The 21925-nt window shown below is 36.5% G+C and carries 14 protein-coding genes and 3 pseudogenes; 4 read left to right on the top strand and 13 right to left on the bottom strand.

Features of this window, described 5'->3' with window-relative positions; all coding sequences use genetic code 11:
• Window positions 1–17: 17 nt before the first annotated feature.
• The 4 genes and pseudogenes from ACYP5M_RS00840 to ACYP5M_RS00825 all read right to left on the bottom strand — a co-directional run.
• A complete protein-coding gene (locus tag ACYP5M_RS00840) occupies window positions 18–833 on the bottom strand; it encodes an ABC transporter ATP-binding protein (protein WP_063576690.1) in 816 nt (271 codons plus the stop codon).
• Window positions 834–860: 27 nt separating this feature from the next.
• Window positions 861–1916, bottom strand: coding sequence for an ABC transporter substrate-binding protein (locus ACYP5M_RS00835; RefSeq protein WP_452445476.1), 1056 nt, complete (start codon window positions 1914–1916; stop codon window positions 861–863).
• 361 nt (window positions 1917–2277) lie between these two features.
• Complete coding sequence (locus ACYP5M_RS00830) at window positions 2278–2970, bottom strand: DUF1796 family putative cysteine peptidase (RefSeq protein WP_459734488.1); 693 nt, start codon at window positions 2968–2970, stop codon at window positions 2278–2280.
• A 602-nt stretch (window positions 2971–3572) separates the two neighbouring features.
• Window positions 3573–3853 (bottom strand): annotated as a pseudogene (locus ACYP5M_RS00825) (VOC family protein); the annotation flags it as partial.
• A gap of 374 nt (window positions 3854–4227) precedes the next feature.
• Between ACYP5M_RS00825 and ACYP5M_RS00820 the strand changes: the two are divergent.
• On the top strand, window positions 4228–5445 hold the full coding sequence (locus ACYP5M_RS00820; protein ID WP_459734487.1) for a cytochrome P450: 1218 nt from the start codon (window positions 4228–4230) through the stop codon (window positions 5443–5445).
• A 341-nt stretch (window positions 5446–5786) separates the two neighbouring features.
• Here the strand turns inward: ACYP5M_RS00820 and gloA2 are convergent.
• Together gloA2 and ACYP5M_RS00810 are read right to left on the bottom strand one after the other, a co-directional pair.
• Window positions 5787–6133 (bottom strand): annotated as a pseudogene (gloA2, locus tag ACYP5M_RS00815) (SMU1112c/YaeR family gloxylase I-like metalloprotein).
• Window positions 6134–6644: 511 nt separating this feature from the next.
• Entirely contained in the window at window positions 6645–7889 is a 1245-nt protein-coding gene (locus ACYP5M_RS00810) for an MFS transporter (RefSeq protein ID WP_459734486.1), read from the bottom strand.
• A 171-nt stretch (window positions 7890–8060) separates the two neighbouring features.
• On the opposite strand from ACYP5M_RS00810, the gene ACYP5M_RS00805 reads away from it, so the two are divergent.
• A complete protein-coding gene (locus ACYP5M_RS00805; RefSeq protein ID WP_434169230.1) occupies window positions 8061–8945 on the top strand; it encodes a LysR family transcriptional regulator in 885 nt (294 codons plus the stop codon).
• A gap of 354 nt (window positions 8946–9299) precedes the next feature.
• Here the strand turns inward: ACYP5M_RS00805 and ACYP5M_RS00800 are convergent.
• Window positions 9300–10118, bottom strand: a pseudogene (locus ACYP5M_RS00800) (ABC transporter ATP-binding protein).
• 477 nt (window positions 10119–10595) lie between these two features.
• Window positions 10596–12650, bottom strand: a complete 2055-nt coding sequence (locus tag ACYP5M_RS00795; RefSeq protein WP_459734485.1) for a helix-turn-helix domain-containing protein — start codon at window positions 12648–12650, stop codon at window positions 10596–10598.
• 135 nt (window positions 12651–12785) lie between these two features.
• Between ACYP5M_RS00795 and ACYP5M_RS00790 the strand changes: the two genes are divergently transcribed.
• Together ACYP5M_RS00790 and ACYP5M_RS00785 are read left to right on the top strand one after the other, a co-directional pair.
• Window positions 12786–14012 (top strand): MFS transporter, encoded by a 1227-nt coding sequence (locus ACYP5M_RS00790; protein ID WP_459734484.1) that lies wholly within the window; start codon window positions 12786–12788, stop codon window positions 14010–14012.
• 12 nt (window positions 14013–14024) lie between these two features.
• The gene (locus ACYP5M_RS00785) at window positions 14025–15479 is read left to right on the top strand and encodes a M20 family metallopeptidase (RefSeq protein ID WP_459734483.1); all 1455 of its coding nucleotides are present in this window, start codon (window positions 14025–14027) and stop codon (window positions 15477–15479) included.
• 270 nt (window positions 15480–15749) lie between these two features.
• On the opposite strand, the gene ACYP5M_RS00780 is transcribed toward ACYP5M_RS00785, so the two are convergent.
• The 5 genes from ACYP5M_RS00780 to ACYP5M_RS00760 form a co-directional block, all read right to left on the bottom strand.
• On the bottom strand, window positions 15750–16526 hold the full coding sequence (locus ACYP5M_RS00780; RefSeq protein WP_459734482.1) for a response regulator transcription factor: 777 nt from the start codon (window positions 16524–16526) through the stop codon (window positions 15750–15752).
• Window positions 16523–18199 (bottom strand): sensor histidine kinase, encoded by a 1677-nt coding sequence (locus tag ACYP5M_RS00775; protein ID WP_434169224.1) that lies wholly within the window; start codon window positions 18197–18199, stop codon window positions 16523–16525. Before ACYP5M_RS00775 ends, ACYP5M_RS00780 begins: the two co-directional genes overlap by 4 nt.
• Before the next feature lie 88 nt (window positions 18200–18287).
• The gene (locus ACYP5M_RS00770) at window positions 18288–19115 is read right to left on the bottom strand and encodes a hypothetical protein (RefSeq protein ID WP_459734481.1); all 828 of its coding nucleotides are present in this window, start codon (window positions 19113–19115) and stop codon (window positions 18288–18290) included.
• Window positions 19116–19135: 20 nt separating this feature from the next.
• Complete coding sequence (locus ACYP5M_RS00765; RefSeq protein ID WP_434169222.1) at window positions 19136–20797, bottom strand: ABC transporter permease; 1662 nt, start codon at window positions 20795–20797, stop codon at window positions 19136–19138.
• Window positions 20790–21896, bottom strand: a complete 1107-nt coding sequence (locus tag ACYP5M_RS00760; RefSeq protein ID WP_434169221.1) for an ABC transporter ATP-binding protein — start codon at window positions 21894–21896, stop codon at window positions 20790–20792. Before ACYP5M_RS00760 ends, ACYP5M_RS00765 begins: the two co-directional genes overlap by 8 nt.
• Window positions 21897–21925: the final 29 nt, after the last annotated feature.

The following is a 21925-nucleotide window of genomic DNA, read 5'->3' as shown; positions in this document are numbered from 1 at the left end:
ATTCTCCTTTCACTATATTATTTTTCTTTATTATCGAAACCTTGTTTTGAAGACTCCTGTTCAATAATGGACCATATATGGTCTACAAACTCTAAAAATTCCGGGCTGCGCTTCACATGAAGATCTCTCGGTCTAGGTATATCAACATCAACAACCTCCACTACACGTCCTGGTCTTGCTCCAAAAACAAAAACTCTATCAGCTAAAAATACCGCTTCATCAATTTGGTGTGTAATAAAAAGACTTGTCTTTTTTGTCTCATCCCATATTCTAAGTAACTCACCTTGCATAAACTCCCTGGTTTGTGCGTCCAATGCCGAAAATGGTTCATCCAGTAATATTAAGGACGGGTTTACCGTTAATGCTCGAGCCAAGTTTACCCTTTGCTGCATCCCCCCTGATAATTCGTGGGGATAATGATTTTCATAACCTTTTAAACCGACCATTTCAATAAATTCCTTCGCCTCTTTCTTTTTCTCTGCCGTTATTTGCTTTAACAGTTCAACTCCATAGAGAACATTTTCCAATACTGTTCTCCAAGGTAAAAGACTCGGGTTTTGAAAAACCATTGCCCTGTCCTTGCCGGGGCCATCAATTTTTTGCTGATCTAATAGAATTTCACCCTTACTTGGCTTAAGTAATCCAACTACAGTATTTAAAAAAGTGGTTTTTCCACAGCCGCTCGGCCCAACAATACATATAAATTCACCATCTTTGATATTCAAGTTTATATTCTGCAGGGCAATCACTTCTGCACCAGTTTTATTGTTTACGTAAGTAACATCCAAAAAACGAGTAGACAATTTGAAATTTTCCAGTTGTGCATTTTCCATCTTACCTATCATCTCCTTTCTATCTAATTATTTTTTAAATGCTTCTTCTATATAACTATTTGTCCAAATAACATCTTCAGTAGTATCCTGTTTAGTAGAAACGCCTGACAACTTGCCGAATTCAACTAATGGATCCTGGGCATTATCCCAAGCTTCTTGATTCATTTCCCCATAGCCTTTAAAAGTGTTTTTCAATCCGATTAGTGATTCCTCTAGGATATCAACATCAATTCCATCAAAATAAGATACGATTGATTCGGCTGCCTCTCTTGGATTATTACGTGTGAATTCCATACCTTTCCCTATTGCCCGAACTACTTTCAAAGATGTTTCCTGATTTTTTTCTAAATATTCCTTTTTAGCAAAAACAGCTTCCCAGACCATATTCCCATACATTGGCTCTTCACTTGTATTGATTACAATCTCACCAACATCTTTACTTTCCGCCTGTAAACCCATTGGAGGCGATGCTATACCACCGTCAACAATCCCCTCCTGCATACCGCCAATCTTCGATCCATCTCCTGCCAATTTGACAGATTTAAGCGTATCGGGGTCAACACCATGCATTTGCATTAAATAGCGGGTGTATACGTCTCCAGAATCACCGACAAGATTTGTACCAATAGTAGCGCCATTCAATGAAGCCACTCTATCTTCAAATGATGAGTCTTTAGAAACATTCTTTTTCTTTTGATATTGTTTAGAAAGAGTAATTTGATAGGTTAGCGCTGAATTTAAAGATTGAATCGCCATTAATTCTTCACCTTTATCAAGAGGAGTAAACATACTTCGAGGACCCGAGACCGCAAACTGAGCTTCACCTGATAATACAGAAGCAATTACTTGTGCTCCTCCACCACCAGATACAATCTCTGCTTCAATTCCTTCTTTTTCAAAAAAACCTTGCTCGATGGCTACATACAATGGGGCAACTGACAATAACCGTGCAGGTTCCGTAAAAGTAAGCTTTACCGCTTTTCCTCCGGAACTTCCTTCTGTAGTCGTTTCGTCACTTGGACCGCATGCAGAAACTATTAACACCAAACAAATCAGAACGAACGCCAATTTTTTCTTAAACATATTACTTACCTCCCTAAATCAATTTTTAGTCAATTGAAAATTCTCCATAAAAAGATATTACTATTCCCCCTTATTTTAGTTTTATATACAAAACATAATTTCATATATACACCAATTCTAAATCAGCTGTCCCATTTGGGTCAAATATAATTTTGGAAAATTTAGATAATTCAGTGGATTACTGCACAAAAAAACACTCTTTTAGAATAATGAGTGTCCTTTAACTCTTAAGATAAAATTTTCTTCTTCCGTAAAAATAACTCTTTTGTTCCATCCTTCAAATAAAGGAAAAAGACTTATTCTCAATCCATTAATGCTTCACCAAATTTAAACGTTTGCAATAAAAAAAGTGAAATCACTACTAAGAATATGTTTTTGTTAAGGTTAGCCCATTATAAACATAATCCCACATTGAATCATCATTAGGACCATCACTGGGTACTTGCACTGTACAAATGCCTTTGATTCCCCAGTCGATTTCATTAACACCTTTTACCTCCGCTAGTGGATCAAGGAAGAGGATATTAAATTTCCCCGGTATCATTTCGGACAAGACGGATTGCAATTCAACTGCACCGTGAACCGAAACTGCCCCCCATCTAACAAATAAGACGGATTTGCTATTTGAAATTATTTCAATAAACTTATTTATTCGGTAATTAAGTTTTTCTTTGTAAGCAGGGTAAAGATGAGTCCAATCTTGATTAGGTATTATTGGGAAATCATGGACTGAAATAATATTATAATAGGTATCTTGGATAAAATACGCGTCTTGCTGCTTACCGCCATCATCAGAAAAAACCGCATCTCCATCATCAAGATAAGAAGCGATGCCATCTACCTGCTTCATATTGTTTAAGTCCATAAATCCGACAAATCTGTTCTTCAATAATCTGCTTACATCCGGGAGTGAGTTAGATACAACCCAATCAAGAGGAAACGAAAACCGCCTCAAATTATGCCGCCTTAAATTAAGAGAAGGTCCACACCAACTGCCTAGGCTAATGATTACATCATAAGATCCTTTTATATCTTGTAATTTCAATTCAGTCATCCTCTCTACTAATTTCCCTATTTCATCAAATCCTTTTGGTAGTTAACTAATTTTAATTCCAGTCTTTTTCACTTTGTTCCGGAATTATATAGACAATCCAGCCATAACGAATTTTCAGCTCTTCAGCCATTAGGCGGTTTCTTTATCAGGAAATGTACCTGTTACTAAGCGGAAACGGTTATTTTCCGCGTTAATTATTTTTTCTTTCAATGCTTGTACCTCCTTTTTTATATCTTATGAAGCTTCCTGGAAATCTGTATAGTACTTAATAGATTACTAACAGCCCTTTTTATGTTTCTGAAAAATAAAAGAAGCCCTACTTGGATAAAGTGGACCGTTGGGATCTTAAAGAAATATCGGGAATGCAAACAATATTAATGGAGAAGACTGCCTAACCTAAATACTGCCCCCTTTCCACCTTTTATTGTAGGGTCAATAACCTTTTTCGTAATAGTGCTGAAATCATGAATCTACCGAATAACACTAGTGTAGCGATATTGCATTTCAACCGCTTTTCAGCTTTTGAATTCAACCAAGTTTTACCTCCCAAAAAACTTCATGTCTTAAAGTTTCACGCATTTTCCTAGCCAAGCTTGTAATTCCTACTTTTCATATATTTCAAGAGGCAAATCATCCGGATCACCAAAAAAAGTAAACCTTTTTCCTGTTAACCCATCAACACGGATGGGTTCACCAGGAATGTTTTCTTTTCTAAATTCTCAATTTCTTGATGAATATCTTCCACTTCAAAGGCAAGATGTCTAAGTCCTCTTGCTTCAGGATAACTTGGACGATGGGGGCTATTAGGAAAGGAGAACAATTCCAGCTGATACTCCCCTCCGACCATTAAATCCAATTTATAGGACTTCCTTTCTGCCCGATAGTTATGAAATTTCCCTTAACTGTACACAGCATCAGTAGATTGAAACACCCTTTTCAGAAACCCACGCATTGCTTAAGGTAAAAACTTCAGCAGCAGACTTAAAATAATAGTGGATAAGGGTGCAGTAAATATAGTTACACTGCTGGCATGACTTGTGGTACCGGCATGACCTTAAACGGGAAACTATGAAACTCAAAAGAGTTTTTCAATAGGTGGGGAATCAAATTTTCCGAGTTATTACTTTCTTCTCATTGAAAAATATCTCAATTTATGTCAATTGAAACCAAATTTCGAGTTTGTTATCTTAGTTAATGAACCGGTTCATGACTATTTTCTGTATGAATATTAGACACAATAAAAGGAGAGATGAAACCATGACACAAGAACGTAAATCAACAAGCGCAGTGGAGCAGTATGCTAATCTCATCCCCATGAGCGAAATTGCTTCGAACGCAGATCAATTATTTCCTTTTCCAATTTTTAATAGTTTACGACAAAATACTCCTGTAAGGTACGATGAGGCTCGAAGCTGCTGGGATGTGTTTCGATATGAGGACGTACATTATATTCTAAAAAATCCAAAACTGTTTTCATCGGAACGAGGGTCTGGAACTCTTCAAGGAAGCATTTTGACAATGGACCCTCCTAGACACACGAAAATGAGAAACTTAGTGAACAAGGCATTCACTCCTAAAGCAGTGAAGGATTTAAAAAATAAAATCGAAGAGGTGACACATTACCTTCTCGATCAAGTTAATGAGAAGGGGACTATGGATCTCGTTCATAACCTTGCTGGTCCGTTGCCTGTCATAATAATTGCCGAATTATTGGGGGTCCCTGCTAAGGATCGGGATCTTTTTAAAACCTATTCTGATGTTCTCGTGGCAGGCGCCAAAGATAATTCAAATGAAGCCTTCCAAAGAATGGCACAAAAACGCAAGGAAGGAAGTGGGTTTCTTAAAGAATATTTCAAAAAAATAATTTTAGAGAGAAAAGTTAATCCTGAAGAAGATTTAATTTCGCTATTATTAGCAGCAAAAATTGATGGGGAAAAATTAACAGAAGAAGAGGTACTATCTTTCTGTGTTTTATTATTAGTTGCGGGAAATGAAACAACAACTAATTTGATTACAAATGCCGTACGCTATATGACAGAAGATAAAAACATTCAAGAACAAGCTAGGACAAATCTGACTTTAATACCAAAATTGGTAGAAGAAACACTACGCTTTTATCCTCCAATACAGGCAATTGGCCGTGTTGCAAAGGAACATGTCAAAGTTGGGGGCAAAACAATCCAAAAAGGGGAACAAGTAATTTGCTGGGTCGCTTCGGCAAACCGGGATGAACAAAAGTTTGCAGAGCCTAATCGGTTTACGTTAGAAAGGAAATTAAACCCTCATTTGAGTTTCGGGTTTGGTATTCATTTTTGTTTAGGTGCCCCGCTTGCACGTCTAGAAGCAGAAGTAGCTCTCGTGACACTATTAAGTACATTTGCAAAATTGGAAGGTGTAAAAGGGACTGAGCTGGAGGCGATTCCAAGTCCGTTCGTTTTTGGAGTGAAAAGACTTCCTTTAAAATTCACAAGATAATGAGCCTTGCTGCCTAAGAATATATAGATTAAGTAATACAAAAACCTATCAATAACAAAAAATGAAGTTTTTTATAACCTCAGTGACCTTTTAAAATTGAATATTTGGAAAGCATTTGTTGGAGAAGATGTTAAATCCTATATTTATCCAGTTATTAGAAATCACACTGTACTAGGTTGATAAAAACTTAATATATAATACGGAATTATGACCTAAAAAATACAGAAACAAAAATGGAAATCACAAAATGAGTTCCATTTTTGTTTTGAGTGCTATTTTGTTTTAGGGCACCTTGATGAAAGACTTTTCTTATCAAAATATACATAACCCTACTGCAAATACTAATTTCCATATATTTCAAGAGGCGAATCATCCGGATCACAAAAAAAGGGAAACCTTTTTCCTGTTAACTCATCAACACGGATAGGTTCGACTGGAATGTTTTCTTTTTCTAAATCTTCAATCGCTCGATTAATATCTTCCACTTCAAAAGCAAGATGTCTAAGCCCTCTTGCTTCAGGATAACTGGACGATTTGGGCTATCAGGAAATGAGAACAATTCAAGCAAATATTCCCCTCCGACTATTAAATCCAATTTATACGACTTCCTATCTGACCGATATGTCTCCTTCTCGATATCACACCCTAATTTTTCATAATCGGAACAAATTATTGCTACATGATGTATTTTTTTACCTTCATTTGTTTCCTACCTAAGAACATTGATTATTTTAATAATCTAATTTTACCAAAGTTCTTTCGGATTCTACTGCGCATTCGTCGCTCGAGGTGGTGATTATCTCTTTATCAACTCAGACCATATTGATGAGACCAACGCATTTTCATTGTGTAACTATCGAAATGCCTCTTCCACCACTCCACCAGCTAGTTTAATTCAGCACATTAGTAAAAACTGATATACGTTTCAAACACCTCAACCTTTTTCCTAGCGAAAAAAGCGATCCAGTGAACAAATTACCTGCAAATAGTAATAACAAAATCATGTTTAGATTTTGACCGAACACTAATTTGAAAAGACTAATAAAGTTCTATTTCGTACTCGAAAAGGAGCTGAATATATATTGCATTTGTTGAATGTATGTTCGGGTTATTCTTAGTTGGTTTAGTTTATTAAAAAATAAAAGGAGAGTACATATTTAAACAAGGCAAATATGTGCTCCCCTTTATTTATTGACGATTCATGGGTTACCTGAGGTTTGTTTCAATGGGTTCTGAGGTTTTAAAACATCATAATGTTTGTATCGGTATTGGCGCTTTGAAAGGTATACTGAAAGTATAAGAGCAAGTAATAAGAATCCCGAAATCATGACGATTAGTCCATCCCATCCGAATATGGACCAAAACACACCTCCGACTGTTCCACCTACACTCGATCCAGCGTAGTAAAGAAATAGATATAATGAAGATGCTTGTGCCTTGTTATGTGAAGCACGTTGTCCGACCCAACTACTAGCAATCGAATGACAGGCAAAGAATCCAAAAGTAAACAATCCAAGTCCTAGTATCTTCACAAACAAATCAGAATCCAAAGTTAAACAGACTCCGAAGAACGAAATCAAAAGATTAATGATTAATATTTTTTGCTTACCGTGTCGATCTACCAATTTCCCAGTCCAGGCAGAGCTAAACATTCCAACAATCATAACTATAAATATCCAGCTTACTAACGTTTGACTTAATGAATAAGGCTGGGCAATTAATACATATCCAATATAATTGAACAATGCTGCATTACTTCCTAAAAGCAAAAACCCCATCGTATATAAGCAAATTAATTCTGGATCCTTAAGATGGTCAATTAAGGATTTCCCTAACCTTCCAATCTCTAATTTACGAGGTTGGAAATTTTGCGAAGGTGGTAAGCTAATCCAAAAAATCAGGGTGGCCACTAAGCTTATTAGACCGATTCCTCCTATTGCTATGTGCCAACCAAGGTAGTCGCTCAGCATACCAGAGATAATTCTACCACACACAGCGCCAATTGCATTGCCACTGATATACAGGCCCATTGCGGTTCCAAGGCTTTTAGGATCTATTTCTTCTCCAAGATAGGCCATTGCAATGGAGGGAAGGCCAGCCAATGCAATTCCTACCATAGTACGAAACACTAGTAAGAGATGAAAATTAGGGCTGAATGCTGTAAGAATACAAAGCACCGAAGCAAGGATCATAGAAATAACCATGATGGGCTTACGTCCCCATACTTCAGACAAAGAACCAAAAACCAGCATGCTGATGGCTAGAGCTATTGTTGTGACCGAAAGTGACAGACTTGCAGTAGTTGGAGAAATACTAAACTCTTTAGTGAACTCTGGCATTAAAGGCTGCGCACAGTAAAGAATAGCAAATGTATTGAAACCAGCCGCAAAGAAAGCAAAGCTAGTTTTGCGAAAGACAGGTGTACCTTGTTGAATATATCTCATAATACAATCAACCTTTGCCATCTATATTGCATAAAAAATCATTCCTTTTAACAAATTCTATTCTTGAATTTTATATTACCACCGATACCTTATGATGTATAATTCATTATAATAATGGTTTTAATGATTATATGGAATGAATGAACAGATTTATGAAAGAGGTGTCTATGGATGGAATGGCAACAGTTTGAATATTTCCAAACTCTAGCACGTATGCAACACGTGACGCGTGCGGCAGAAGCGTTATCAATCACCCAGTCTGCCCTCAGCCGATCTATTGCTCGTTTTGAGGATGAAATAGGTGTTCCATTATTTGAACGTCAAGGGCGTTCAATTAGATTAAATCAATATGGTCACATCTTTTTAAAGAGTGTGGATAGTATGATGAAGGAATTCCATAAAGGTAAACAAGAAATTCAAGAGTTGCTCGAGCCAGAGCAGGGACAAGTCTCCCTTGGTTTTCTACACACGTTGAGCACGAATCTTATTCCAGATTTAATCGCTTCTTTTCGTATGCACTATCCAAAAATCAATTTTCAACTCACACAAAGCCCATCCCATACTCTTCTTGAGCAATTACAATTAGGAGAATTGGATCTTTGTCTAATTGCGCCTATGGAAATGAAAGCGCCACTCCAATGGGCGCAACTTTGGACGGAGGAACTCTTTGTTATAGTCCCTAAAGGGCATAAATTCGCCAATTATGAAACGATCACTTTAGAAGAAATTGCAGCAGAATCGTTTATTCTTTTAAAAAAAGGATATTCCCTCCGCATAACTGTCGAACAATTGTTTGAGGAAGCAGGGATTACACCTAATATTACATTTGAAGGAGAGGAAGCAAACACCGTAGCAGGGCTTGTAGCTGCCGGGCTGGGAATCTCAATTCTACCGACCCTGAAAGGGACAGACCAAAGTGAAATATCGCAAATACGTGTTCAATGGCCGCAGTGCCAACGGGTAATTGGAGTTTCTTGGGTCGAGGGAAGATATTTATCACCTGCAGTTCGACAATTTAAACAATTTGTCTTTGATCATTTCTCCGGAGAGGAATAAGAATTTCTGTAAAGGAAGTTTTATATAAAATAACTGACTGAGTTACTAATAGAAAAACTATAGCAGTATGTAAAATATATAGTTTTTCCTTTTTTTATATACAGTTATGAATTAAGGGGATTTGACTAGGGTGAATGATGGAGCGGTCCCTCTTTCCAACCGCGCCATCGAGGATCTAGTTAAGAAATACACAAAGGCCATTCTACATATTGGGATAAATTAAGATGTCCTAACGAGTATTATTATGACCTTACTAAATTAAGTTATTTAATTAGGCCCTCCAATAAGTAATCTATATTCATCTTGTAGTTCTACCATTACGACTGCTTTACTTTACACTTCAACATACTTGGTTTATTTTTTCTCAGTAAATAACAGGGATTTAATCCGGATCCAGGGACGCTCATTCTCCCATTCTACTTTGACTGGGACCCGAAAGGTCTTTTCCAATAATTATTCGGTTAATACGTCCCTTTTTTCTCCTTTATCCATAACGTTCCCCGAATTGATTAACATAGCATGGGTTATAGATGGTACAATTTCTTCAATATGATGTGTAACATATAAAATGGTTGGGCCGTTCGGTGCAGCAGTCATATCTTCAATAGATGTTAACAGCTCTTCTTTAGAGTAAATATCCAGTCCATTGCAAGGCTCATCTAAGATTAATAATTGCGGTGAAGACATGAGGGCCCTTGCAATCATTACTTTTCTTTTTTCACCTTGAGAGAGTGTGTGGATAAATTGGTTAGACAGAAGTTTGATTCTGAATTGGTCAAGTAATGCTTTTGCTTTCTTTACATCCTCCTCTGTAATTTCCTCATATAATCCAATTGAAGCAAATTTTCCACTTAAAACTACTTCCAGTGCTGTATCATTTGGGCGTGACTGATATTCCTGATCTAATGAGGAACTCACCCAGCCGATGGATTTCCGCAGTTCAGGAATATTCGTTTTTCCAAAAAGATTCCCTAAAACAGACACTTCACCACTATTTGGCCATTGATAACCTGTAATCATTTTTAAAAGAGATGTTTTTCCTGATCCATTTAGTCCTAGAAGAGCCCAATGTTCCCCTTTTTGGACTTCCCATGAAACCCCATTCAATAACAGCTTTCCATTTCGTTTCCAGGTAATGTTTTTAAGTGAAATGATGCTTTTCGTTGGACTCACTTTTTCTCCTCCTTAAGGTATTAAATCCTTTTACAGACGTTTTTCCCCATGTACAATATTTTTTTAAATGTTTCCATGTTCCGTTGCTACGTTAATGGACGTTGACCAATGTCCCCTAGCAATCTTTTCTCTATTTTTTTAGTTGATTCCCTTCACCCAAGGGGGCAAAAGTAGAAGAATAAATCCACTACAAACATCAACGTCATATTAATATTACCTTTTAATTTAGTATCTAAATATCTTAGTTTAAAAGTAGTGATCTAATATTATCCCATCCATAAACACATTCGTTGAGTTTCTTGCCAGAAATGTTAACCTCAATGTTGTCAATTTTTTTACTCCCAAGAACCTCATAAAAAAGACGAGATTCTCTTCCAATATTATCAAATTAACAGGATAAAAAGGTGTGAATTCAGAAAAGGAATATCCCTCTTCTTAGGAGGCGTGATCCGGGTAAACGAGTTATCCAACTTAAGGCTACGAGTCTAGTGAGACGATTGAATTTCTTAAATAACATGCAAGTTGAACTTTTAAAATGTCTTCTGGATTTGAAAAGGAAATTTGAAGCTTTTCTTCGATCCTTTTTAGCCTTTGATATAAAGTATTAACATGGATATGCAAAATTTTGGCTGTTTGTGTAGCTTGACGGTCGTACTCCATATAGGCAAGCAGGGTTTGTTCTAAATCCAAAGTACCGTCTTTATCAGATTGGAGGGGATTAAAAATTTCATTTACAAAAGAGTTCAAGTCATCAATGGGTTGGTGAATAAAAAGATGATTTATGCCAATATCCTGATAGTTCACGATATTTTTAAGCTGCCTCGAGATCAGAAAAGAAAGGGCTTTATCCGCTTCGGAGTAACTTTTTGCTATATTCTCCATACTTGGATAGCAGGTACCCATCCCTATTTTTAGGGATTCTTCATGCACATTATTCCAGTTGGTATGAATAAGCGCTAGTCTCTTTTTTACATAATCTTGATCTGCAAAGTTATTAAATTGGCATATCAACGTCACTTTATTTCCATAACCAAAAACGAGTGAAACAAATATTCCTAAATGCCTTTTAATTTGGGCAATTAGTTTGTGCATTTGCATGTTAACAAAATGGAAATCTGCATGAGGATGTAGATGAATTACGATCGCCATATAATAGGGATGTTGATTAATTCTAAGCTCAATGGCATTCTTTCGTATCAGATTATATTCTCGGCTCTGAATAAAATCATTGAATAGATCATTTGTTTTTTGATAAAAAGAATCCACTAATGTTTGTTTTCTGATAATCTCTAATGCAATTACTGAGCTTGCCTGTTCAATAATCATTTTGTTTAAAGGAAAAAGGTCATCTTCCTCCATTTCTACGGCCATTATTCCAATTGGAACATCAATAGCAATAATGGGGTGAATATACAATGACTGACTATTATAAGACTCAGTAAAGAAAGATTGAGTTGGTATTTTTGTATTTATTTTTATCAGCTCTGAAGGAAGCTCCACCTTCCATGGGGTTGGACTTGAATATAATTGATCATCTGTTAAGTCTACTATCATTAATGGATGGTTTATCATCTTTTTTATTTCATTTGCGATTTTTTGTAACCCTTTACTTTGAAGTGACAGTTTTATTAAAGAATTGTGTATGGTATCTCGTTGAATTAAAAGGTCATTTTGTTTTTTTAGATTTTGGTATAGCTTCGAATTTCTTAAAACAATAGAAACCTGATCGGAAAAACTTTCTAACAGTTGTTGATCATCTTTCGTTAAAAGTGGATAAGCACCATTTTGGTAGACGATCAAAACACATAAAGTACTCTCCTCAACCTTTATTGGCACTGAAATAATGGATTGTAAATCGTCAAATTGGACAGAGTTATACAAATGAAAAAGATTACCTGGTGAAATATTAGAGGATTCTGAGAGAATTCCCTCTATATTTGTAAGAATAAAAGATTTATTATCTTTAAAGGTTTTTCCGATAATTCCCTCCCCAACCCTCATTCTCATTTTTCCAATTTCTTCATTAGGACCGCCTGTCCATGCTTTAGGAAAAAGCACGTCTAAGCTTGGTTCGTATATCCATAAAACTCCCATATTAGCTACAGGTATAACAGACAAGGCATTTTCTAATATTTTTTTTAACAAATCATCTAAATCTTCGTGTACGGATATATCACGGATGCTCTCCATCATTTTGTTCCTAATATATTTTTCTCTATCTAGCATTTCTTGCAAGTAATGTAAATCGATTATCGTTTTAAGTTTTTGCTTGCTTTCGATTTTTAATACGGATGATTTGCTGAGCCTGAGGACAATGGTTGTATGATTGACATAATGATAGTAAATATCGGTGTAATTTTCATGGGTGCGAATTTTTTCATTGTAAAATCTTTCTGGTATGGGTGTTTCTTTGTCAAAATGTTGAGATAAAACAAGTGAAAAATCTAATCCATTTAGGCTTTGCCACAGCTGAAAATGGGAAAAGCAGCAGTCACCCACTAAAAATTGTTTGATTTTCATCAATGTTTCCACTTTATACAACCTCCATATGAATATGTAGACCTCCACATAGTTTATGTAATTATTATATAGAGTCAAACATTGTTTGAATAGTTAGAATTTTTTATAATTATACAGAATTCAACTAATTTCGCTAGGAGGAATTATATGGTATCTAAATTGTCGCACTGGAAGTATGTCATTATCATCTTGCTATTTTTAGGATGGTCAATTGGAAACTTTGATCGATTTTTTATGAATTATGCGATTTTAGGTATTTCAGAGGATCTACATTTAAGTGCCTCCCAGACTGGAATTGTTTTAAGCAGCTTTTTTGCAGGTTATGCCTTAATGCAAATTCCCGGTGGGTGGCTCGCAGATCGGTTTGGTTTCCGAAAAATCATTATCATGGCTGTTTTTGCTTGGTCCGTCTTCACGATTTTGTCAGGAATGGCGTGGTCCTTCATGTCCTTAATCCTCATTCGATTTCTTTTTGGACTTGGGGAAGGCAGCTTTTTTCCATCTGCGTCAAAAGGTATTGCGAGTTGGTTTCCACAAAATGAACGTAGCCGTGCCATGTCCTTTATGCTCACTTCTGGGACAATTATGGGGGTAATAACACCAATAATAGGTACCCAGTCCATGCAAAGTATCGGTTGGAGAACAATCTTTTATATTGCGGGTGCCATTGGTATTATATTTGCCTTCCTCTATGTATTTTTTATAAAAGAGCGGAAAGATTCAACTGTAGGAAAAAGTGAAAACCCTTCAAAAATTAAAGCACCCTTAAGAGAAGTTTTAAAAACTCCGATTATCTGGAATTTGTTCATTGCCTATTTTGCCATTTATGCAGTGCAATGGGGATTAATGGCGTGGATGCCAACTTATTTAGTAGCGGAACGCCATCTCGACTTAACATCAGTCGGGTATATTTCAGCTATTCCAGCGTTTGCAGGAATTATTGCAATGATTGTAAGCGGCTATATTTTGGATAAATTACCTGAAGGGAAAGATAAGGTAATTGCAGCTGTATTTGCAGTATTAACGGCGGTTTTTCTATATTTAATGGCTTATGCACCAAATATAGCAATGTTTGCTGTCTATCAAAGTGTTGTTACTGTATTCATGTCGTTTAATATTATTCTGATCATCTCAGCTCCATTAAAAATGCTGTCTGAAGAGGTTGTAGGTACTGCAAATGGGTTCATTAATACCGGAGCCCAATTCGCTGGGGTTCTTACTCCGATGTTAATAGGATTTTTAGTCGATGCTTTTGACGGTTCTTATACAGTTGCTTTTATTATGCTGATTATGTTTGCTCTATTGTGTGCGGGATCTTTATTTTTAATTCGCACTAAGAAAGAGGTTCCTTCTTTCAAAAATAACGCAATTTAGGAGATGGAAAAATTGACTACTCTATCAGAAAAAATTACAAATTTAATAGATAATAAACGCACCTTGTTTACACAGCTAAGTGATCAAATATGGGAGTTTGCAGAAACCAGATTTGAGGAATTCCGTTCAGCTGATTTGCTTAGCGAAGCAATGGAAAAGGAAGGGTTTACCGTAAAAAAGGGAATAGCTAGTCTTGAAACAGGTTTTGTTGCCTCATATGGATCTGGTCATCCAGTCATTGCGATACTCGGGGAATATGATGCCTTGGCAGGGCTAAGTCAACAGGCACGCAGCAGTACATTCGAGCCCATTAATAAAAATGGAAATGGCCATGGCTGTGGACATAATTTGCTGGGAGTAGGTTCCTTAGCGGCAGCTATTGCGGTTAAGGATTATTTGATGGAAAATAAGCTTGGTGGAACAGTACAATATTTTGGCTGTCCAGCAGAAGAAAGTGGATACGGGAAAACTTTTATGGCAAGAGACGGTCTTTTTAAAGATGTTGATGCTGCCTTCTCATGGCATCCTTCAACAATGAATGCTGTCATGAACTCCACTGCCAATGCGGTCATCCATGCGCACTTTAAATTTAAAGGGAGAAGTGCCCATGCCGCTGCATCACCACATTTAGGAAGAAGTGCCTTAGATGCAGTCGAACTTATGAATGTTGGAGTCAATTATTTGAGGGAACACATGATTGATGAAGCTCGGATTCATTATGCTGTAACCAATACAGGAGGATTGGCTCCAAACGTTGTTCAGGCTGAGGCGGAAGTGACATACTTAATCCGTGCACCGAAACCAGATCAAGTAAAAGAGCTTTATGACAGGGTAGTTAACTGTTCCCGCGGTGCGGCACTTATGACGCAAACGAAGGTTGATTTCGAAATTCAAGGTTCCTGCCATAATTTAATCCCTAATATGACCCTTGAAAAAGTGATGCACCAATATATGCAGGAAATAGGAGCTCCTCATGCTAATGAACAGGATATAGACTATGCAAAAACAATCTATGAATCGTTGACTGACGAGGAGAAGCGTGCGGCAGCTTTACAAGTTGGAAAACAAGGAGCTTCTCAATTAGCAGAACGACCTATTGCCGACTTTATCGTTCCTTTTTCTGAAAAAGAAACATTTATGGGGGGGTCTACAGATGTTGCCGATGTTAGCTGGAATGTTCCAACCGCACAATGTGTTACTTCCACCTGGGCGTTTGGAACACCATTTCATACTTGGCAGGCTGTCGCACAAGGTAAAGAAAGCTACGCCCATGATGCCATGTTATTAGCTGGAAAAGCAATGGCATGTACTGCTATTTCGGCACTTGAAAACCCAGAAATACTTGATAATGCTAAAAAAGAATTAGCTGAAAGACTCGACGGGGAAACTTATACATCCCTAATTCCAAAAGACCTTACCCCTCCGAAAAATAAACAAAAGGGTATCAAACAAAAATTGTTTAATTGATAGTTTGATCAATGAAAAATAAAAATATCATATAGATGCATTACAGGAACCATAAGTAAAGGTGTTGCTTGTAAAAATAAATAAGCCTACTCGAGAGTGATCTCGAATAGGCTTATTCCAAATAATATTAAATGACTATAATAATGGTTTCCCACTATTCCCCCCTTTTTTACCATTTCCGAAATTCTCAGTTTTTGATACAGATTATCATTATCCTTTCAAAAAGAAGGTGCACCTCTGGACCTATTATTCTATTCCTTATTACTGCTATCATTTACCCTCCCTATTCATAAACTCACTGGGAGAATAGGAAACATACTTTTTGAAGACCGTACAGAAATGCTTATAATTGGAAAATCCTACTCGATAGGCGACTTCGTAGATCCGATAATGATTTGTTTGCAGGAGCGAAATAGCCTTCATCACTCGGTAACGATTCAAGTAATCTGTAATGGTATGGCTTGTTTCTTTCTTGAATACTCGGCTGAGATAGCTGGAGCTGACGTTTAAGCGATCAGCCATTTCTTCATTGTTGATTTTCTCAGCATAATGTTCTCTGATATATTCAATGCATTGCTTCACATAGATATTCATCGAATCCTTAGTATAACCTGCTCCTTCAAGCAGCTCTTCAAAGTAAGGCATTTTCTTTGCTCTATTTTCTATTTCACGATTATTGGCTATCTTAACTGTCAGCTTCTTTATTGTTTCGTTTAGGATTCTTGCATCCACAGGCTTTAAAATATAATCAAAAACCTCTAATTTGATTCCCTTCTGTGCATAGCTAAAGTCACTGTAGCTAGACAAAATGATTTTGTGAAAGAACAGCGACTGGCTTGCTGCTTCGATCATCTCAATTCCATTCATTTTGGGCATTTTTATATCTGTCAGGACAATATCAGGCTTCAGATCGATAATTTTCTCATAGCCCTCCATCCCATTACTTGCCTCTCCAATAATGGACACGCCTAGTGCAGTCCAATCAATTGTATATAGCAGACCTTGCCGAATCATTCGTTCATCTTCTACAATTAATAAGTTTATCAAAATTCTGTCTCCTCTCTAATGGGGAGCTTAATAAGCAAGAGACTTCCGTTTTCTTGTAAACTAAATATTCTTACTCCATAGGAGTTTCCATATTTCAGCTGAATCCTTCTATGCACATTATAGATGCCAATATGATTTGAATGGTTATTAGATGTTTTTAATAATGAACGAATCTCCTGAAGGCGTTCTTCTGAAAACCCTATACCGGTGTCGGCAATGATGAAAAGCAAACTTTTCTTTGTTCTTGATACCTTAATGTTAATAGTCAGTTTACTTACTTCATCAATTCCATATTTAATCGCATTTTCAACTAATGGCTGCGTAATAAGCTTGGGAATCAAACAGTCTTCGAGCTCTACAGGAAGGTCGATTGAATAATCCAGACGTTCTTCAAATCTATATTTCTGTATTTCTAAATAATCCTTAATATACAATAAATCATGTTTAAGCGGACTGTCCTGTTCAGTATTATTGATTGAATATCTAAGTATGGAAGATAGCATTAATAGCAACTTCTCAGCTGAGCTGGGATTCAATCGAATCATAAATTTTATGTTTTCTAGGGTATTAAATAAAAAGTGAGGATTGAATTGCATTTGAAGTTCTTTAATTTCGGCCTCAGTCTTACGAATAAGGATTTCTTTATTTTCCGATAATAAGCTGTCTCTATACTGAATCATTTCATTTAAGTAATAATTGATGTACTCCAATTCATCATTTTCTTCTAACTCTTTATATCCTTTATATGTCCCTTCATTTACATCAGAAATGGTTGAGAGGATTGTGTCAATTGATTTTGTTTTTCTTTTGGCAGCATGATTAGCAAATAATCTTGTAATCATTATAAGAAGTGCGCTAATCACCAATAATCCTAAAAAGCCAATGATATATAATTTATTGAATAAGCCCATATACCGAATTGTATGTACTTTTAATTCATCATTTACGATATCGGTTGAAACGACACTATATTCTTTCTTAGTAAATGCCCTCATCTTGCCATTATTGAGAATGAGGGATTTCTTCGAAGTGAACAACTGATAACCAAAGGGATCCGTTATCAAAATATCCGTATAATTGGATTCTTCGAAGAATCGCTTTAAGTAAGTGGATTGTAAATCAAAAATGATAAAACCCTTCACTTCATTCCCTTGATAAATCGGTGTAGTCAGCTTCAAAAAGGCGTAATCTAACTGCTCATTATCCTTTTCTTTATATATGGTAATATCCTCTTTTTGTTTTAAATTAAGAGAGGAAAGATATTTCTTATGGTAGATCTGAATAGCATTGTTTTTATAAGAATTGGTTAATAAAATATCGCCATCTACATTCACAATATAAAACTTGCTTTTAAGTCGATGATTCGTCACAATCTGATACAACTCAGTATAAACCTGTGTATGTAAATCATCACTTTGAAAGACTGTAGGTAAGGATGGATTCGCTTGCAGAATTCGCATATCTTCTTTATAGGAAGTGATTTCTTTTGTGAGAAAATTGGATAATTCCTTATTTCTTTTTATTAAGTCTTGATTACTGAAATAGTTACCAATGGAAAAGAATAATTGAAAAAACAAGACTGTCACCAGAATTGTTGGGATAATCGCAAAAAGTAAAAGAGAACGGCTGAGTTTTTCTCGATACATTTTTTTTAGAGACATATTTTCTTTCATTATAAAGCTCCAAACAGCAAGTTTGCTCTTATTCAAGTGTCAACACTTCACTTCATTATAATGCTATATCCAAATATTAAATATATCTTTATTTTATGAGTTTAATATAAGAACGGTCATCAAAGGATACATTTCCTTTTCTTAATCCCTTTGTAGTTGGTATGAGTTGATAGCATAACGGATCATTTTTTAATAAGTGTCTTAAAGCGTTTTCAGATTCTCGAAGACTTTCCTTCAAAATCAGAAAACCATCACTTGCTAATACGATCTCTGAGGCATTTCTAACATCTACAACTTTAATCATATTCGTTATCACGGGAAATCCATCTATTACTGTGTATGATAGCGGAGATGATAGCTGATTGTTTTGGTATTGGTATTGCTGCTGAAGAAACGGTTTAAGATCATTGCTACTTAAGTCCTCATTTAGTAAATCCAAGATGTCGCAAGTTAATAAATATTCACGAATGATGGAGCTCCTCATGGCAGCTAATAACGTATCGACCAATTTTTCATTGGTAATATGCCTGCCATCAATCAGACAATGACAATCCCCCACAAACCATATTTCCTGCCTTTTGTGACTGTAAATGATTATATTTGCGCCCATTCGCTTATGAGGAAAAGTATAAACCTCCTCAATGATATCATTTTTTTCATAGTATCCTTTGACGTAATCTGTTAACTGTGCAACCGCTTCAGAACAGGTTACCGTGCTTGAAAACCCTCTAATACAATCAGCTAACAGCTCGGCACATAATTTAGCTGGAGACACCCCAGAATAAAGACTCTTATTCAGAGGTGTCATTCCATCAATTACTGCTACAAAATTGTCTGTTATAACTACCTTATCTTCATTATCTACTTCGTTCCCTGTTTTCGCCTGAGTGAATTGTTCAATGATTGAATAGCTCAATACTGATCCTCCTACTTTCTCTAAATACTAATTTCCTTCGATTTACTAAACTTAAAGAAGATTAATAGGGTAATGATCGTCGTTACGGTCAAAATAGTAGACAAAGCCGCGGCTGTCCCGTAGCTTGCTCGTATAACTTCTGAATAAATGGCGACTGACATAGTCCTTGTCTGTCCTGTGTACAAGATGATTGAAGAACTCAGCTCATTGATGACCGTAATCCAGCTCAGGAGAGCACCAGCTAAGACGCCTGGCATCATTAATTTTGCTGTAATATTAATGAAGGTTTTAAATTGAGAGTATCCTAGGCTTATAGATGCTTCTTCAAGGCTCGGACTTAACTGATAAATAATCGCTGCGCTTGAACGCATGGTATAGGGAAGACGCCGGATTACATAAGCAACGATCAATATAGCTGCGCTTCCGCTGAGCATAAGCGGCTGATCATTAAAGGTAACCAAAAGGGTAATCCCCAAAACAGATCCAGGAATAATGTATGGAAACATCGCGATTGTATCCAATAACGAAGTGAAAACATTTTTTCTTCTTACAGAAACATAAGCAATCAGCATTCCTAAAATAATGATAATAATAATGGCTACCCCGCCATACAGAAACGTATTCAAAATTGAATCACCCATTCTGTCCATGACTGTAATATAACTGTCAAATGAGTAGCCCGAAACGAAAATGGAACCCTGTGTTTTTAGAAATGAGGTATATATGACCGTAACCTGTGGAATGATCGCAATCGCAATCGTAAGATAGATAAAACCATGCGCAAGAAAATTCTTCATTCCTTTTATTCTCACTGGCTTAATTGGACGCAGCGAACTCATTTCAAAGGATTTTTTATTAACGATATATTTTTGTCCAATGAAAAAAACGGCCGTAATCACAATCATAATCGAGCTTAATGCAGCAGCAAAGTATGCATTACCGCCAACCTCACTAATGAATTCCGAATAGATCAAAACAGGCATCGTGGAGAAGCCCTCACCGATCAGCATTGGTGTACCAAAGTCAGCTAACGCATTCATAAAGACTAATAAAGCACCAGCAAGAATCGTCGGCAAGATTAACGGTAGAATCAATGTGTATACCTTTCTAATCCCCGTGGTTCCAAGACTTTCAGCTGCTTCAATCAATGATGAATCCATTTTCTTAAGCGCACCCGATACATATAGATAAATGAAAGGAAACAGCTTAAAGGTAAAAACAATCAAGATTCCGGCAAAGCCATATATACTGGGTGTTTGAATGTTGAAGTGTTCTTTGAAAAAAGTCGAGACCACCCCGCTTCTCCCTAATAATAGAATCCAAGAATAGGCACCGATAAACGGCGGCGAAAGCACCGAAATAATAATTAACATTTCAAGAATAAATTTTCCTTTGATTTTTAGCGTAGTCATTAAATAAGCCAAAGGAACTCCAAGTAAAACCGCCAATATCGTTACTAAAATGGTAATGGAAAAGCTATTAAGCAATGCTTCGTAATAATACTTCTTTTCAAAGAAGGTTTGATAGTTTGCAAATGTAAAGGTATTATTCGCTGGATCCTTAAAGCTATTTATAATGAGTGAGGATAAGGGATAAACCAAGAAAATGATAAAGATAGCTAAACAAAGGATAATCATGATATTCCAAAAATCTAAATTGATTTTAAATTTCTTTTTATTCATATTTCATCACTCCTTCGATAAGGCTTTGCTCACCATCCTCCGTGAATACATTTATTTTATCCACTAATAAGGCCAGCTTAATAGATTGATTTACATCAAAGAAATGCTTGGCTGTATTAGTATCCTGACTAAGCTCAACTCTGCTTTCATTAGGCAGCTTAATTTCGTAATTAATGTATTTACCAAGGAAATTCCTGAAAACAATTTTCCCATCAATCCCTTCATCCGACTCTGCAATAGCAAACTCTTCTGGACGAACGGCAACAGTAACAAGCTGACCATCTTCAACGTCACTGCTTAGATTAGTCATTTCAAAGCTAAAGCCCCCTTCAAGAGTGATGATATCTTTGCCGGTAGCTTTCTTCACTTTTCCTTTGAATAGATTAGAATGACCAATGAAAGTTGCCACAAATTTATTTGCTGGACGCAGATAAATCGTAGTTGGTGTACCGACTTGCTGAATGACCCCGTTGTTCATGACCGCAATTCGATCAGATATGGCTAGCGCTTCCTCTTGATCATGTGTCACGTAAACAGTTGTAATTCCAATCTTTTGTTGAATTTCATTAATGGCACGCCGCATATCTATTCGCAGCTTAGCATCTAAATTTGACAGCGGTTCATCCATTAATAAGACCTTTGGATGAATAACAATAGCTCTAGCCAAAGCTACCCGCTGCTGCTGTCCCCCTGAAAGCATGGCCGGCAGACGGTCCTGGTACTGAGTAATTTGCACGGTTTCAAGAATATCTTCTAAGCGCTTCGCTTTTTCTACTTTAGATAATTTACGCGCATTCAATCCGTATTTCACATTATCCTTAACGGACATATGGGGAAAAATTGCATAGCTTTGAAACACCATGCCAATGTCCCGTTTATTGACTGGAATATGATTGATTATCTGTTCATTAAACGAAATGCTGCCTCCATCCACACTATGAAAACCCGCAATCATCCTAAGCAAAGTCGTCTTTCCACAGCCAGAAGGCCCAAGCAAGGTAAAGAGCTCGCCCTCTTTAATTTTTAACGAAAGCTGGCTAATCACTGTAAGTTCTCCATATTTTTTGGTTACATTATCAAATGTTATTTGTGTCGGCATTCGTTTTCCTCCTATTAAAGAGCCGCCTT

The organism is Peribacillus sp. N1 (assembly GCF_054600815.1).
The sequence above is the reverse complement of the archived record's forward strand: the minus strand, read 5'-3'. Positions and strand labels throughout refer to the sequence as shown.